This is a genomic window from Pseudomonas chlororaphis subsp. piscium, from assembly GCF_003850345.1.
GTDB classification, from domain to species: Bacteria; Pseudomonadota; Gammaproteobacteria; order Pseudomonadales; family Pseudomonadaceae; genus Aquipseudomonas; species Aquipseudomonas piscium.
Window position 1 is genome coordinate 489,900 of sequence record NZ_CP027707.1, and the last position, 15,116, is coordinate 505,015.

Annotated in this window: 14 protein-coding genes; 4 read left to right on the forward strand and 10 right to left on the reverse strand. The window is 62.2% G+C overall.

Translation table 11 applies throughout. The annotated features are described in order from the left end of the window. Window positions 1-65: 65 nt before the first annotated feature. The 3 genes from C4K38_RS02225 to C4K38_RS02235 all read left to right on the forward strand — a co-directional run bounded on the left by C4K38_RS02225 (window position 66) and on the right by C4K38_RS02235 (window position 1,799). Complete coding sequence (locus C4K38_RS02225) at window positions 66-341, forward strand: polyhydroxyalkanoic acid system family protein (RefSeq protein WP_053277103.1); 276 nt, start codon at window positions 66-68, stop codon at window positions 339-341. Window positions 342-550: 209 nt separating this feature from the next. Further along, on the forward strand, window positions 551-973 hold the full coding sequence (locus C4K38_RS02230; RefSeq protein ID WP_053277104.1) for a phasin family protein: 423 nt from the start codon (window positions 551-553) through the stop codon (window positions 971-973). Window positions 974-983: 10 nt separating this feature from the next. Further along, the gene (locus tag C4K38_RS02235; RefSeq protein WP_053277105.1) at window positions 984-1,799 is read left to right on the forward strand and encodes a phasin family protein; all 816 of its coding nucleotides are present in this window, start codon (window positions 984-986) and stop codon (window positions 1,797-1,799) included. Between the two features lie 73 nt (window positions 1,800-1,872). Here the strand turns inward: C4K38_RS02235 and C4K38_RS02240 are convergent, their stop codons facing one another. The 10 genes from C4K38_RS02240 to C4K38_RS02285 form a co-directional block, all read right to left on the reverse strand. Continuing rightward, entirely contained in the window at window positions 1,873-2,493 is a 621-nt protein-coding gene (locus C4K38_RS02240) for a TetR/AcrR family transcriptional regulator (protein WP_053277106.1), read from the reverse strand. Window positions 2,494-2,550: 57 nt separating this feature from the next. After that, complete coding sequence (gene phaC, locus C4K38_RS02245) at window positions 2,551-4,233, reverse strand: class II poly(R)-hydroxyalkanoic acid synthase (RefSeq protein WP_053277107.1); 1,683 nt, start codon at window positions 4,231-4,233, stop codon at window positions 2,551-2,553. Between the two features lie 108 nt (window positions 4,234-4,341). Continuing rightward, entirely contained in the window at window positions 4,342-5,199 is an 858-nt protein-coding gene (phaZ, locus tag C4K38_RS02250; protein ID WP_053277108.1) for a poly(3-hydroxyalkanoate) depolymerase, read from the reverse strand. A gap of 96 nt (window positions 5,200-5,295) precedes the next feature. Further along, window positions 5,296-6,975, reverse strand: a complete 1,680-nt coding sequence (phaC, locus tag C4K38_RS02255; protein ID WP_053277109.1) for a class II poly(R)-hydroxyalkanoic acid synthase — start codon at window positions 6,973-6,975, stop codon at window positions 5,296-5,298. 258 nt (window positions 6,976-7,233) lie between these two features. Next, on the reverse strand, window positions 7,234-7,614 hold the full coding sequence (locus C4K38_RS02260; protein ID WP_053277110.1) for a gamma-butyrobetaine hydroxylase family protein: 381 nt from the start codon (window positions 7,612-7,614) through the stop codon (window positions 7,234-7,236). A 75-nt stretch (window positions 7,615-7,689) separates the two neighbouring features. Further along, window positions 7,690-9,030 carry an ATP-dependent protease ATPase subunit HslU gene (gene hslU / locus C4K38_RS02265; RefSeq protein WP_053277111.1) on the reverse strand — a complete coding sequence of 447 codons (1,341 nt, stop codon included), beginning with the start codon at window positions 9,028-9,030 and terminating at the stop codon, window positions 7,690-7,692. Window positions 9,031-9,087: 57 nt separating this feature from the next. Further along, window positions 9,088-9,618 (reverse strand): ATP-dependent protease subunit HslV, encoded by a 531-nt coding sequence (gene hslV / locus C4K38_RS02270; RefSeq protein ID WP_053277112.1) that lies wholly within the window; start codon window positions 9,616-9,618, stop codon window positions 9,088-9,090. Between the two features lie 200 nt (window positions 9,619-9,818). Further along, window positions 9,819-10,538: an SPOR domain-containing protein gene (locus C4K38_RS02275; protein ID WP_053277113.1), complete on the reverse strand. Its 720-nt coding sequence runs from the start codon at window positions 10,536-10,538 to the stop codon at window positions 9,819-9,821. A 1-nt stretch (window position 10,539) separates the two neighbouring features. Then, entirely contained in the window at window positions 10,540-12,276 is a 1,737-nt protein-coding gene (gene argS / locus C4K38_RS02280) for an arginine--tRNA ligase (RefSeq protein WP_053277114.1), read from the reverse strand. A gap of 191 nt (window positions 12,277-12,467) precedes the next feature. After that, complete coding sequence (locus C4K38_RS02285) at window positions 12,468-14,687, reverse strand: primosomal protein N' (protein WP_053277115.1); 2,220 nt, start codon at window positions 14,685-14,687, stop codon at window positions 12,468-12,470. A gap of 169 nt (window positions 14,688-14,856) precedes the next feature. Here C4K38_RS02285 and rpmE point away from each other — a divergent pair, with 169 nt between their 5' ends. Continuing rightward, a complete protein-coding gene (gene rpmE / locus C4K38_RS02290) occupies window positions 14,857-15,075 on the forward strand; it encodes a 50S ribosomal protein L31 (RefSeq protein WP_009046593.1) in 219 nt (72 codons plus the stop codon). Window positions 15,076-15,116: the final 41 nt, after the last annotated feature.

Sequence of the window (15,116 nt, forward strand, 5' to 3'; positions counted from 1 at the left end):
GGGCGTTTTGACGCAGCGCAGCTCAAGACGCTTCAGGCAAGTCCCGATAAAACAGGAGTCATTCAATGGCCCGTATTAGTGTTGAGCGTGCCCACTGCCTGGGTAAGGAAGCAGCCCGCGAAAAGGCTGACCAGTTGGCGCAGAAACTGGCCGATCAGTATGGCCTGGAGCCGCAGTGGTCGGGCGATACCCTGAACCTCAAGCGTTCGGGGGTCAAAGGTGCGGTGCTGGTGGGTGATGATTCGATCAGGGTCGATGTCGAGCTGGGCCTGTTGATGTCCGCCATGAGCGGCATGATCAAGTCGGAAATCGAAAAGGCGCTGGATAAAGCCCTGGTCTGAGTCGCTTGCACAGAAGTCGGCTTGCCGGTGATTTCGGGTGTTGTCATGACACTTGGAAAAACATCGCAGGCGAGCCGGTTATCTCCAGTAACCCCTCCACCTTTTTATGACATTGGTTAGGGTGCCGATTCTAATTTTTCTCACTACTTTGTGCATGAGCCCACTTTCCTGCGGGCAGTTCCTCAAACCTTCTGCGCGTGAGGTGCACCATGGCCAAAGCAATTCTGAAGAAAAAAGTTGATGCTGCATCAACCACTCTGAGTGAAGTCAAATCCTATGCCCGCAAGATCTGGCTGGCAGGCCTGGGTGCCTACACCAAGGTCGGCCAGGAGGGCAGCGAGTACTTTCAAGAGCTCGTTAAAGCCGGTCAAACTGTTGAAAAGAAAGGCAAAAAAGTTGTGACTGAACAACTTGAGGCCGCCAACAGTCAGATTGATAACGTGAAGGGGGATGTCACCAGTCTCAAAGGCAAAGTCGAAGTGCAGCTGGATAAAGTCGAGAAGGCTTTTGACACGCGCGTCGCAAGTGCCTTGAATCGCATCGGCATTCCGTCTAAACATGACGTTGAGACACTCTCTGCTAAGCTCGATGAGCTGACGGCATTGCTCGAACGTGTCGCGCGTAAACATTAAGGAGAACGGGATGGCTGGTAAAAAGAATACTGAAAAAGAAGGCAGCTCGTGGATCGGGAAGGTCGAAGACTACTCCCGTAAAATCTGGCTTGCTGGTTTAGGCGTGTACTCGAAAATCGACACTGACGGCAGCAAGCTTTTCGAGTCGCTGGTCAAGGATGGCGAGAAAGCCGAGAAGCTCACCAAAAGCGCTGTCGGCAAAACCGTCGACGCCGCCAAGGGCTCCGCGAGTTCGGCTAAATCGCGCATCAGTGGCGTCAAGGACCGCGCGCTGGGCAAGTGGGACGAGCTGGAAGGTGCATTCGACAAGCGCTTGAACAGTGCCATTTCGCGTCTGGGCGTGCCTAGCCGCAATGAAGTGAAGGCGCTGCACAGCAAGGTCGACACCCTGACCAAACAGATCGAAAAACTCACAGGCGCCAAGGTGGCTCCGATCGCGGCCAAGACTGCAGCGGCCAAACCGGCGGCCAAGCCTCTGGCTAAAGCAGCAGCCAAACCGGTAGCCAAGGCTCCGGCCAAAGCAGCAGCCAAGCCTGCCGCGAAACCGGCAGCCAAAACTGCGGCGGCCAAGCCAGCTGCAAAACCTGCCGCCAAGCCAGTAGCCGCCAAGCCAGCGGCAAAACCAGCGGCCAAGCCCGCTGCGAAACCGGCGGCGAAAAAACCAGCAGTGAAAAAACCGGCAGCACCCAAGGCCGCAGCACCGAAGCCAGTGGTTGCCGCCAAGCCGGCAGCACCGATCAGCCCTGCGAACTCCGCAGTGGCGCTAACCCCTGCCGTCACCCCGACTGCCGCGCCAGCACCCGCGACGCCAACCAGTCAGTCCTGAGTTTTTCGGGACATACAAAAACGCCCGGCCTGCAAAGGTCGGGCGTTTTTGTTTGGGGTTCTTGCGGCGCCGATCAATCCTGCTCGTCGAGGTAACGCAGGGCCATTTGTTCGGTAGCCAGTTTCGCCGGTGGCAACAGGTGTGGCGCCACCAGCATCATGATCTGGTAGACCACCACTCGTACCTCGCCCTCGCGATCGAGAATGCGTTGATAGTCCAGCGAGAACAGCAGGGTCATGGTGATCTGTTCCACCAGTTGCCCCAGTGCCTGGGTATCGCTGACCAGTTGTCCCGAAGCCTTGAGCCTGGCCAGCAGCGAGGCCAGGGTGCGCTTCAGGGCGTTGAGCAGGTTGCGAATCCCCTTGGCCAGCTTCGGCAGGCGTCCGGCCAGGTTGGACAGGTCCTGGAACAGGAAGCGGTAGTGCGCCAGGCGCTCGACGATCAGGTGCAGGAACAGCCAGTAGTCTTCGGGAGCCAGGTGCACATCGGCGGGTGGATCGAGCAGGGGTGCCAGCTCATTCTGGAAGCGCTCGAACAGCCCGAGGACCAGCGGCTCCTTGCCGTGAAAGTGGTAGTAGAGGTTGCCGGGGCTGATCCCCATTTCGTTGGCAACTTCCATGGTCGAGACATTGGGTTCGCCCTTGTGATTGAACAACTGCAGGGCACATTCGAGTATCCGGTCGCGGGTCTTCATCCAGTCTTCTTGGTTGTTCAGTCAGGCCGCGGCCCGAGGGTCGCGGCGCGGGGAAATTCAGCGGACGCGCACGTAGGTGCCAGGCGCCGCCTCCATCGGTGGGTAATTCTGGTTGCCCAGGGTCGTCAGGGTTTCGCGCTGGGCGCCGGAACGCTGCTGGATCCACTCCAGCCATTGCGTCCACCAGCTACCGTCGACGTGCTTGGCGTCGTAGTACCAGGCTCGCGGGTCGCTGCTGAGCTTGCCGTTTTCGACGTAGTTGGCCTTGGGGTTGCTCGGCGGGTTGAGGATGCTCTGCACGTGTCCGCTGTTGGACAGCACGAAGCGTTTTTCGCCGCCCAGCAGCAGGGTCGAGCGGTACACCGCATCCCAGGGGGTAATGTGGTCGTTGATTCCGGCGACGCTGAAGCTATCGACCGTGACTTTTTGCAGGTCGATTGGCGTGCCGCACACTTCCAGGCCACCGGGGTGACCCATCGGGTTGTGCTTGAAGAAGTCCAGCAGGTCGCCATGAAAGGCAGCCGGCAGCCGGGTGTTGTCGTTGTTCCAGTAGAGGATGTCGAACGCCGGCGGCTCCTTGCCCAGCAGGTAGTTGTTGACCCAGTAATTCCAGATCAGGTCGTTGGGCCGCATCCAGGCGAAGACCTTGGCCATGTCGCGACCGTCGAGCACGCCCCGTTGATAGGAGCGGCGCTTGGCTGCCTCCAGGGTCTGCTCGTCGGCGAACAGGGTCGCCGGGCTGTCCAGCTGGCTATCCAACAGGCTGACCAGGTAGGTGGCGCTGGAGATTCGGCGCAGTTGTCGCTTGGCTTGCAGGTGGCCTTGCAGGGCGGCAATGGTCAAGCCGCCGGCACAGGCACCCATCAGGTTCACGTCACGACTGCCGGTGATCGCCCGGCAGACATTCATGGCTTCCTCCACAGCCTCGACATAGCTCGACAGGCCCCATTCGCGATGCCGGACGTCGGGATTGCGCCAGCTGATGATGAAGGTCTGCAGGCCGTTTTTCAGGGCGAACTGCACGAAGCTGTTGGCGGGGCTGAGGTCGAAGATATAGAACTTGTTGATCTGTGGCGGCACTACCAGCAGGGGCCGAGCGTACTGTTTTTCGCTCATCGGCTTGTACTGGATCAGTTCCAGCAGCTCGTTGCGAAACACCACCGAGCCGGGGGTGGTGGCCAGGCTCCTGCCGACCTCGAAGGCCTGTTTGGCAACCTGGCTGGGCAGGCCATTGTTATGCAGCAGGTCGTCGACCAGATGACCGATGCCACGGATCACGCTGTTGCCGCCGGAGTTGAAGATTTCCTTGATCGCCAGCGGATTGAGCAGGGTGTTGGACGGTGCCACCGCATCGTTGAGAAGGTTGAAGGCAAAGTGCGCGCGGGCCCGGTCGTCCAAGCTCATGCCGCTGTCGTCGATCCAGCTTTTGATTTGCTTCTGCCAACTGAGATAGGCCTGCAGGCTGCGTCGGTAAAACGGGTTCAGGCTCCAGGTCGGATCGGAGAACCGGCTGTCCTGGGGGTTGGGTTTGTGCAGTGTTTCACCCAGCAGTACACGGCCCAATTGACCACCCAGCGCCACGGCATGGCGGGCGCTGTGCACCGGGTTGCGCAGGCCGTAGGTGGCCACGCTGCGCAGAGTCGACAGCAGGTCACGGCCGCGCAGGCCGGTGATGGCACTCTGCGCAGTGATGTAGGTGGAGGGCGTGGGCAACGAGCCCGCCGTTGGTTTGTCTCGCATGCTTCAACACTCCTTCGTCAAGCCATCAACAAGCACACCAAGACAAACACCATAGTCGGTCCTGAACCATCCTGCGCGCGCGACGATCCTGTCGGCAGACGCTTTTTGCTACGTACCGCTGAACGGTGTCGGGTGCGGGTGCATCACTGCCCGTTGTCGCTCTTCCTCGAGGAATTTCATGATGATCGGCGCGACGGCTTCGGCCCGGGTAATCAGGAACAGATGCCCGTCGTCGATGATGTGTAGCTGGGCGTTGGGAATCCGCCACGCCAGCATGCGCATATTGATCAGCGGGATCAGCGGGTCGTCGTCGCCGGCCAGCACCAGGGTCGGCTGGTGGATCTTGTGCAGCCAGTGGATGCTGGTCCAGCCGAGGCCGGCGAACAGCTGCCAGTAGTAGCCCAGCTTGCCCGCTGAACGGACCTTGCTGGCATGCTCGGCGGCGAGGTTGGGATCGCGGCGGAACGAGCCGCCGTAGATCAGGGGGGCGATGCGAATCACATGGGAGGGCTGGATGTAGCGCCGCGGGCTGGCCATCATCCACAGCACCTTGGGTTTGCCCGGCACCATAAAGGCGCCCGCGGCAGTGGCGGCCAGCACCAGTTTCTTGCAGCGTTCGGGGTAGTCGTAGGCGAACTGCTGGGCCAGTGCCCCGCCCCAGGACACACCCACCACATTGACCTGCCCATAGTCGAGGTAATCGAGCATGCGCGCGGTCAGCTTGGCCAGGCCGGGAAAGCGGTAGGGGTGGCTCGGCGTCGAGGAGCCGCCAACGCCCGGTACGTCAAAGGCGATGACTTCCAGGTCCGGGTCCAGAGCCTGGACGAACGGGAACACCAACTCCAGGTTGGCGCCGATGCCATTGAAGATCAGCAAGGGTGTCAAGTGAGGCTTGCCGGGACGTACCGCCGTGCGGATGGTCTGGCCATCCAGGTCGACGGTGCGGAAGATGAACGGTTGAGGCATGCCTTGGCCCTGTCGGTGGAATCGTTGCCTGCAGGAGAGAGTCGCTTGTGGAGCTGCGTTATCGCAAGCGGCTCGCTCCTACAGGCCTGCTATCGGTTAACGTTCATGGACATAAGTACCCGGTGCCGCCTCGGCCGCTGGGTACGCCTTGTTGCCGAGAATGCTCGGCGTCTTTTTCAGTTTGCCTGAGCGCTCCGCCTGCCAGGCCTGCCAGTGCAGCCACCAGGAGTCGGTGTGCTTGGTCGAGTTTTCCTGCCAGTCGTCGGCGTTGGCCGGCATCTCTTCGCTGGTCATGTAGCGCGACTTGGGGTTGCCCGGCGGGTTGAGGATGCTCTGGATATGCCCGCTGCTGGAGAGGACGAATTCGACCTTGCCGCCGAACAGCTGAGCCGACTTGTAGCAGGACTTCCACGGGGTGATGTGGTCGTTGGTACCGGCCAGGGAGAAGATGTCGGCGGTGACCTGCTTCAGGTCGATCGGCGTGCCGCACACTTCCAGTGCGTTGGGGCGGATCAGTGGGTTGTTTTTGAACATTTCGATCAGGTCGCCGTGGAAGGCAGCGGGCAACCGGGTGGTGTCGTTGTTCCAGAACAGGATGTCGAACACCGGCGGCTCGTTACCCAGCAGGTAGTTGTTCACCCAGTAGTTCCAGATCAGGTCGTTGGGTCGCATCCAGGCGAAGACCTTGGCCATGTCGCGACCTTCCAGCACACCGGCCTGATAGGAGTGACGCTTGGCGGCCTCCAGGGTCTGCTCGTCGACGAACAGCGCCACCTGGGTATCGAGGGTGGTATCGAGCACGCTGACCAGCAGGGTCAGGGCGTTGACCTTCTTCTCGCCCAGGGCCGCGTAGTGCCCCAGCAGCGCGGTGCAGGTGATGCCGCCGGAGCAGGCACCGAGCATGTTCACGTCCTTGCTGCCGGTGATGGCGATGACCACGTCGACCGCTTCTTTCAGCGCTTCGATGTAGGTCGACAGGCCCCACTCGCGCTGCGCCTTGGTCGGGTTGCGCCAACTGACGATAAAGGTCTGCACGCCGTTGCGCAGGCAGAAGCGCGCCAGGCTCTTGTCCGGGCTGAGGTCGAAGACATAGAACTTGTTGATCTGTGGCGGGACCACCAGCAGCGGGCGCTCGTGCACCTGCTCGGTCACCGGACGGTACTGGATCAATTCCAGCACGTCGTTGCGAAACACCACCGCGCCTTCACTGGTGCCCAGGTTCTTGCCGATCTCGAAGGCGTCCATGTTGACTTGGCTCGGCATGCCGCCGTTGTGCACCAGGTCCTTGGCCAGATGGGAGAGGCCATCGAGCAGGCTTTTACCGCCGGTCTCGAAGAAGCGTTTGACCGCTGCCGGGTTGGCGGCGGTGTTGGTCGGCGCCATGGCCTCGGTCATCAGGTTGATGACGAAGTGGGCGCGGCTGATGTCCTGTTCGGAGAGGTTGCTGTGGCCGATCCAGTCGTGAAGCTCCTTGCGCCACGCCAGGTAGGTTTGCAGGTAACGCTTGTACAGCGGGTTCTGGCTCCAGGCCGGATCGTTGAAGCGACGGTCATCGCCCTCCGGTTGCAGCGTCGATTTGCCGAACATCACGTTCTTCAATTCGACGCCGAAATGGGCCACATGTTTGGCGCTGTGCAGCGGTTGTTTGATGGCCTGGGTCAGCACCATTCGAGCAGAGGTAAGCAGATCTTTCCGACGTAAACCGATGACAGGATTCAGGCCCAGAGTGTTTTCCGAGGCTTGGCGTTTCAGGTCATCGTTATTCTTGTTACTCATCTACGACGCTCCATTGTCCTGAGACGAGTACCGGACCTGCTGTGTAGTCACACAGCAAAGATGCCAGGTACTACTGCTCGGGTGACCGTTGATTCTGCATTACTGCTTTTTTGTTCAGAGAACACTGCAGGGAACTTGCCAGCTCCATTGGTTACCCGAGTTTAATTTTTTTCGCAAGCAGGCCAATCGTTGGCCATGCAGCCCAGCATTCAAACAGATGAATCTAGAAAATGCCCTCTAAAGCGTCAGAGGTCTGATCTAGAGCATCAGCTTGACGATAGACTCATTTGGGTCGCGGGACTTTCCGGCGGCTTGAAGTTCAGCAAGATAATCGCTCCACAGATCGTCCTGACGCACCGCCAACTGGTACAGGTAGTCCCAGGTGAACAGGCCGCTGTCATGCCCGTCGTCGAAGGTCAGTTTCAGTGCGTACTGACCGGCCGGTTCGACCTTGGTCAGGCCGACGCCGATCTTGCCAAATTGCAGGATGGGTTTGCCGTGGCCCTGGACCTCGGCGGAGGGGGAGTGCACCCGCAGGAATTCGGCGGGCAGGTGATAGACCTCGTCTGGCGCGTAAGTCAGCGTCAGGGTCTTCGAGGCTTTGTGCAGGTTGATGGCGGTGGGAAGTCGAGTGGTCATGGGGCAGCCTGCGGTCCGTCTGTACAAGGAATCCCCGCGGCAGCGAGCAAGCTCGCTGCCGCGGGGACGTGCTCGTTACAGGATATAACGGGACAGGTCTTCGTTCTGCGCCAATTCGCCCAGGTGGCTGTTGACGTAGGCGGCGTCGATGCGGATCGGCTCTTCGTTGTGGGCGCTGGCCAGATCGCCGGCGCTGAACGACACTTCTTCGAGCAAGCGCTCGAGCAGGGTGTGCAGGCGACGGGCACCGATGTTCTCGGTCTTCTCGTTGACCTGCCAGGCGATCTCCGCCAGGCGCTTGATGCCGTCCGCCTGGAACTCGATGGTCAGGCCTTCGGTTTTCAGCAGCTCGCGGTATTGCTCGGTCAGGGAGGCGTGAGGCTCGCTGAGAATGCGCTCGAAGTCTTCCGGCGACAGCGCCTTGAGTTCGACGCGGATCGGCAGACGGCCTTGCAGCTCGGGCACCAGGTCGCTCGGCTTGCTCAGATGGAACGCGCCGGAAGCGATGAACAGGATGTGGTCGGTCTTGACCATGCCCAGCTTGGTGTTGACGGTGCAGCCTTCGATCAGCGGCAGCAGGTCGCGCTGCACTCCTTCACGAGAGACGTCGACGCCACCGGAGTTGCCACGCTTGGCAACCTTGTCGATTTCATCGATGAACACGATGCCGTGCTGTTCGACCGCTTCCAGGGCCTTGGCCTTGAGTTCTTCATCGTTGACCAGACGGCTGGCTTCTTCGTCGCGGATCAGCTTGAGTGCGTCCTTGATCTTGAGCTTGCGGTTCTTGCGCTGGCCCTTGCCCATGTTGGCGAAGAGGCTCTGCAGCTGGTTGGTCATCTCTTCCATGCCCGGTGGAGCCGAGATGTCGACGCCGCTGATTTCAGCCACTTCGATCTCGATTTCCTTGTCGTCCAGCTGGCCTTCGCGCAGGCGCTTGCGGAACAGCTGGCGGGTGTTGGAGTCCTGGGCCGGGGCGGCGTCCTCGTTGCTGAAACCCATGCGCGCCGGTGGCAGCAGGGCATCGAGGATGCGTTCTTCGGCGGCGTCTTCGGCGCGGTGGCGGACGCGGGTCATTTCCTGCTCGCGGAACAGTTTGATCGCGGCATCGGCCAGGTCGCGGATGATGGATTCAACGTCACGGCCGACATAACCGACTTCGGTGAACTTGGTCGCTTCGACCTTGATGAACGGAGCGTTGGCCAGCTTGGCCAGGCGCCGGGCGATCTCGGTCTTGCCGACGCCGGTCGGGCCGATCATCAGGATGTTCTTCGGGGTCACTTCGACACGCAGCTCTTCAGGCAGCTGCATGCGGCGCCAGCGGTTACGCAGCGCGATGGCGACGGCGCGCTTGGCATCGTCCTGGCCGATGATATGGCGGTTGAGTTCGTGGACGATTTCGCGGGGAGTCATGGGCATAGTAATTGGCGGTCCTCAAGCAAGAATGAATGCCGTGGCGCGATGGCCGAAACAGGCTTATTCCGCGAGATCCTGCTCCTCAATGGTCTGGGTGTGGTTGGTGAATACGCAGATGTCGCCGGCGATGCCCAAGGCGGTTTCGACGATTTCGCGGGCCGACAGGTCGGTTTTCTTCAGCAGGGCGCTGGCCGCGGCCTGGGCGTAGGCGCCGCCGGAGCCCATGGCGATCAGGCCTTCTTCCGGTTCGACCACGTCACCGTTGCCGGTGATGATCAAGGATGCGTCCTTGTTGGCGACCGCGAGCATGGCTTCGAGGCGGCTGAGGGAGCGGTCGGTGCGCCATTCCTTGGCCAGTTCGACGGCGGCGCGTACCAGGTGCCCCTGATGCTTCTCAAGCTGGCCTTCGAAACGTTCGAACAGGGTGAAGGCGTCAGCGGTGGCCCCGGCAAAGCCGGCGATGACCTGGCCGTGATACAGGCGACGAACCTTTTTCGCGTTGCCTTTCATCACGGTGTTGCCGAGGGAAACCTGGCCGTCGCCGCCCATGACGACTTTGCCGTAGCGGCGGACTGAAACGATGGTGGTCAAGGGGAGAGTCTCCACGCTGCGGGGCGAAAATGCCCTGATGGAAACTCATATGGGGGTGGCGTGGGGTTTTTCAACTGCGGCGGGGGTTGTGGGACGAGCGGTATTTCCTGGCGGGAGAGTGGGCGCCAGGGAGGACGCCATCGCGGGCAAGCCTCGCTCCTGCAGGGAATGCGGAGCGGACTTGCTCGCGATTGGCTGTCTTAGCGGCTCTGGCGCTGTTGTAACAGCAGGTTGCTGAAGCCGGCGCCGGCCAGTTGCTTCTGCGCGGTGGTCAGCTGTTCGCGGTTGCTGAACGGGCCGACCAGTACGCGGTACCAGGTCTCGTCCTTGACGGTGCCGGACTCGACGGACACCGATTGCCCCAGCAGGATGATCTGTGCGCGGACCTTGTCGGCATCGGCCTGCTTGCGGAAGGAACCAGCCTGCAGGAAGAACTTGGTCACCGGCGCGGCCTTTGCCACCTGTGCCACCGGTGGTGCGGGCGGCGGGGTGATGCCGGCCAGGGCAGCCTGGGCCCGCGCGGTGTCGATCTTGGCTGCTTCCGCCGGGGTCACCGGCGTGGTCGGAACCACCGGCGCGGTCTGCGGCGTTGGCAGGGTTTTTTCCGGCACGGCTTCCGGCGGCACTATCACTTCCGATTCCGGCAGCAGGGTGTAGAAGTCGTACTTCGGCTTCACCGGTTGCTGTGGGCTCGGCGGGGTCTTGTTGGCCTCGGCGATCTTGGTGGTTTTCTGTTGCTCCAACCGCTCGCGCTTGACGCTGTCAGCGCCCTTGCCTGGCTCCAGCTTCATCAGGAACACGATGAAGGCGCCCACGGCCAGGCCGATGGCCATCCACAACCAACCCGGGATCGGTTGCTTTGCAGGAGCTTGGTAACGGCTGGCGCCACGCTTGGGTGCAGGTTTTTTCTTGGCAGCCAACTTACATTTGCTCCAGAACTTTCAGGCCCAGCAACTCCAGACCTTGCTTGAGGGTACGACGGGTCAGCTCGGTGAGGCGCAAGCGGCTCTGCATCTGCGTCGGCGATTCGGCACTGAGGATCGGGCAGTTCTCGTAGAAGCTGGAGAACAGCCCGGCCACGTCGTACAGGTAGGTGCACAGGATGTGCGGCGTACCCTTGTCGGCCACGCCGTTCAGCACTTCGCCGAACTGCGCCAGCTTGGCCGCCAGCTCCAGTTCCTGGGCGGCTTCCAGGCTGATCTGGCCCTGTACTTCGCTGAAGTCCTTGCCCAGCTTGCGGAACACACCGGCGGCACGGGTGTAGGCGTACAGCAGGTAAGGCGCGGTGTTGCCTTCGAAGTTCAGCATCAGGTCGAAGTTGAAGCTGTAGTCGCTGGTGCGGTGCTTGGACAGGTCGGCGTATTTCACCGAGTCGATGCCCACTACCTTGGCGATGTTGCGCAGATCGGCCTCGGCCAACTCCGGGTTCTTTTCCTTGACCAGGCTGTAGGCGCGTTCTTCGGCTTCGGTCAGCAGGTCGATCAGCTTCACGGTGCCGCCGTCGCGGGTCTTGAATGGACGGCCGTCGGCGCCGTTCATGGTGCCGAAGCCCATGTGTTCCATTTCCATCGGGTGGGTCACGAAGCCGGCCTTGCGGGCCACCGCGAACACCTGCTGGAAGTGCAGGGCCTGACGCTGGTCGACGAAGTACAGCGCGCGGTCGGCCTTGAGCTTGCCGCTGCGGTAGCGCACGGCGGCCAGGTCGGTGGTGGCATACAGGTAGCCGCCATCGGCCTTGACGATGATCACCGGCAGCGGCTCGCCTTCGGCGTTCTTGAACTCGTCGAGGAACACGCACTGGGCGCCGTTGCTCTCGACCAGCAGGCCCTTGGCCTTGAGATCGTTGACCACGTTGATCAGGTCGTCGTTGTAGGCGCTTTCGCCCATCACGTCGGCCATGGTCAGTTTGACGTTCAGCAGTTCGTAGATCTTCTGGCAGTGGGACAGGGAGATGTCCTTGAACTTGGTCCACAGCTCCAGGCAGTCCGCGTCACCGGCCTGCAGCTTGACCACCAGGCCCCGGGCACGGTCGGCGAACTCTTCGGATTCGTCGAAGCGCTGCTTGGCGGCGCGGTAGAAGTTCTCCAGGTCCGACAGTTCGTCGCTGGTGATCGGGTTTTCCTGCAGGTAGGCCATCAGCATGCCGAACTGGGTGCCCCAGTCGCCGACGTGGTTCTGACGGATCACGGTATCGCCGAGGAACTCCAGGACCCGCGCCACGCCGTCGCCAATGATGGTCGAGCGCAGGTGGCCGACGTGCATCTCTTTGGCCAGGTTCGGTGCCGACAAGTCGACCACGGTGCGCTGCAACGCGCCGGCCTTGCGCACGCCGAGGTGGGCGTCGGCCAGGGCGGCGTCCAGGCGGGTGGCCAGGGCCTGGGTGTTCTGGAAGAAGTTGATGAAGCCAGGGCCAGCGATCTCGGCCTTGCTGACTTGCTCGTCTGCGGGCAGGGCGGCGATGATTTTTTCCGCCAGGTCGCGTGGTTTCATGCCGGCCGGCTTGGCCAGCATCATGGCGATGTTGCTGGCGAAGTCGCCGTGGGTCTTGTCGCGGGAGTTTTCTACCTGGATCGCCGGCGTCAGGCCTTCTGGCAACACACCTTCGGTGACGAGTTGGGTGATGGCTTGCTGGATGAGCTGGCGAATGGTGTCTTTCATGGTCTTCTCTTTCAACCGCTGGCGCGGCGGCGCTTCGATGCGCAGGTGGAAAAACTGGGCATTATCCGTTGCGAAGACGGGCTTGCCAACTATAGCGGGCCGCTTGTGGATATGCGGTGACTATTCGGGCCATATCGCGGGCAAGCCTCGCTGCTACAGAGGCGCGCTTGCCTGAGATGGCGGTTTTTCTATCAATACAGGTCCACAGGGTCAACATCCAGCGACCAGCGTACCTGGCGCCCGCTGGGCATCTGTTCCAGCACCAACAGCCAGTGACTCAGCAGCTTGTGCAGCGGCGCCCGGGCATTGGCCTGTAACAGCAGTTGCGCGCGGTAACGCCCGGCCCGGCGCTCCATGGGCGCCGGTACCGGCCCCAGCAACTCGATGCCGCCCAGGTTCATCTGGGCCAGCAAACGTTCGGCCTCGCTGCAGGCTTCGTCGAGGAAGCCTTCGTCTTGTCCGGGCTTGTGCGCCTCGGCACGTAGCAGGGCCAGATGGGCGAACGGCGGCAGGCCGGCGGCGCGGCGTTCGCTCAAGGCCTGTTCGGCAAAGGCGAAGTAACCCTGTTCGGTCAGCTGCACCAGCAGCGGATGGTCGGCCAGGTGAGTCTGGATGATCACCTTGCCCGGCTCTTCGGCTCGCCCGGCCCGGCCGGCGACCTGGACGATCAGCTGCGCCATGCGTTCGCTGGCGCGGAAGTCGCCGGAGAACAGGCCGCCGTCGGCATCGAGGATCGAGACCAGGGTTACCCGTGGGAAGTGGTGCCCCTTGGCGAGCATCTGGGTGCCGACGAGGATGCAGGGCTGGCCCTTCTGGATAGTGGCGAACAACTGGTTCATCGCATCCTTGCGCGAGGTGCTGTCGCGGTCGACCCGCAGTACCGGGTAGTCCGGGAACAGGATCGCCAGCCGTTCTTCGGCGCGCTCGGTGCCGGCGCCGACCGGGCGCAGGTCGACCTTGCCGCATTTCGGGCAATGCCGCGGTACGCGTTCGGAGTGGCCGCAATGGTGGCAGCGCAGCTCGCCATAGCGCTGGTGCACGGTCATCCGCGCGTCGCAGCGTTCGCACTCGGACATCCAGCCGCAGTCGTGGCACAGCAGGGTCGGCGCAAAGCCGCGGCGATTGAGGAACACCAGCACCTGCTGGCCTGCTGCCAGGGTCTGGCCGATGGCTTGTTGCATGGGGCCGGAAATGCCGCTGTCCAACGGCCGGCTCTTCACGTCCAGGCGCAGGAAGCGCGGCTGCTTGGCGCCGCCGGCCCGCTCGTTCAGCCGCAGCAGGCCATAACGGCCGGTGTAGGCGTTGTGCAGGCTCTCCATCGATGGGGTGGCGGAGCCCAGCACGATGGGGATGTTTTCCTGGCGGGCGCGGACCAGGGCCAGGTCGCGGGCGTGGTAGCGCAGGCCTTCCTGCTGTTTATAGGAACCGTCGTGCTCTTCGTCGATGATGATCAGCCCAGGGTTCTTCATCGGCGTGAACAGCGCCGAGCGGGTGCCGATAATAATGTCGGCCTCGCCGTCGCGGGCCGCCAGCCAGGCATCCAGGCGCTCGCGGTCGTTGACCGCCGAGTGCAGCAGTGCAATGCGGGCGTTGAAGCGTTGTTCGAAGCGCGCCAGGGTCTGTGGGCCGAGGTTGATTTCCGGGATCAGCACCAGCGCCTGCTTGCCGGCTTCCAGGGTTTCGCGGATCAGCTGCAGATAGACTTCGGTCTTGCCGCTGCCGGTGACCCCGGCCAGCAGGAACGCGTGATAGCTGTCGAAGCCGGAGCGAATCGCCTCATAGGCGGCGCGTTGTTCGCTGTTGAGCGGCAGTTCCGGCTGGGCCAGCCAATGTTCGTGGCGCTCGCCCGGGGCATGCCGGCGGACTTCCACCTGTACCAGGTCCTTGGCCAGCAACAGGTCCAGGCTGTCCTTGCTCAGTATCAGCTTGCTCAGCAACTGGTGGGCGACACCGTGAGGGTGCTGGGCCAGGGTCGCCAGGGCTTCGCGCTGGCGCGGGGCGCGGGCGATGCGTGGGTCGTCGAGACTGGCGCCGGGGCTGACCGACCAGAAGCGTTCCTGCCGGGCCTCGGCCGGTTCGCCCTGGCGCAACAGGACCGGGAGCGCCCAGCTCAGGGTGTCGCCGAGGCTGTGCTGGTAGTACTGCGCGGTCCACAGGCACAGCTTGAACAGCGCGGGCGGCAGCGGCGGGGTGGCGTCCAGCAGGGCCAGTGCCGGTTTGAGCTTCTCGGCGGGGACTTCGCTGCTGTCCGTGACCTCGACCAGGATGCCGATCATCTCCCGGCGACCGAACGGTACTCGCAGGCGCATGCCCGGATGCAGTTGGGTACGCCGCACACCGGCCGGGGCCCGGTAGTCGAACAGGCGGCGCAGGGGCGAGGGCAGGGCGAGGCGCAAAATGGCGTCGGGCACGCGGGGAAATCTCATTGAACGGGCGGTGAAGAAGGCCCGGAGCCTAGCAGACGGTCGGTGCGAGGGACAGCTTGCGTGATCGCAAAGGTCTGGTAGAATCCGCGGCCTAATTACGTGCGGTATTCAACAATAGTGTTGGGTGGCGGCACGCTAGCCTGAGGAAGACACCATGAAAGCCGATATCCATCCAGAATACCCAGCAGTTGCCGTAACCTGCAGCTGCGGCAACAAGTTCGAAACTCGTTCGACCTACGCTAAGCCGCTGGCGATCGACGTTTGCAACGAGTGCCACCCGTTCTACACCGGTAAGCAGAAGACTCTGGATACCGGCGGCCGCGTTCAGAAGTTCGCCGACCGTTTCGGCGCTTTCGGCGCGAAAAAGGCCTAAGGCTGATCGGTCTGGAAAGCTGTTCCAGCTTCTCCTCGCTG

Excerpts from the sequence above, each read along its gene's own strand:
- phaZ (WP_053277108.1), bottom strand. The coding sequence starts at position 5,199 with ATGCCTCAACCGTTCATCTTCCGCACCGTCGACCTGGATGGCCAGACC.
- C4K38_RS02225 (WP_053277103.1), top strand. The coding sequence starts at position 66 with ATGGCCCGTATTAGTGTTGAGCGTGCCCACTGCCTGGGTAAGGAAGCA.
- rpmE (WP_009046593.1), top strand. The coding sequence starts at position 14,857 with ATGAAAGCCGATATCCATCCAGAATACCCAGCAGTTGCCGTAACCTGC.
- C4K38_RS02260 (WP_053277110.1), bottom strand. The coding sequence starts at position 7,614 with ATGACCACTCGACTTCCCACCGCCATCAACCTGCACAAAGCCTCGAAG.
- C4K38_RS02230 (WP_053277104.1), top strand. The coding sequence starts at position 551 with ATGGCCAAAGCAATTCTGAAGAAAAAAGTTGATGCTGCATCAACCACT.
- C4K38_RS02240 (WP_053277106.1), bottom strand. The coding sequence starts at position 2,493 with ATGAAGACCCGCGACCGGATACTCGAATGTGCCCTGCAGTTGTTCAAT.
- argS (WP_053277114.1), bottom strand. The coding sequence starts at position 12,276 with ATGAAAGACACCATTCGCCAGCTCATCCAGCAAGCCATCACCCAACTC.
- phaC (WP_053277107.1), bottom strand. The coding sequence starts at position 4,233 with ATGCGAGACAAACCAACGGCGGGCTCGTTGCCCACGCCCTCCACCTAC.
- C4K38_RS02235 (WP_053277105.1), top strand. The coding sequence starts at position 984 with ATGGCTGGTAAAAAGAATACTGAAAAAGAAGGCAGCTCGTGGATCGGG.
- phaC (WP_053277109.1), bottom strand. The coding sequence starts at position 6,975 with ATGAGTAACAAGAATAACGATGACCTGAAACGCCAAGCCTCGGAAAAC.
- hslU (WP_053277111.1), bottom strand. The coding sequence starts at position 9,030 with ATGCCCATGACTCCCCGCGAAATCGTCCACGAACTCAACCGCCATATC.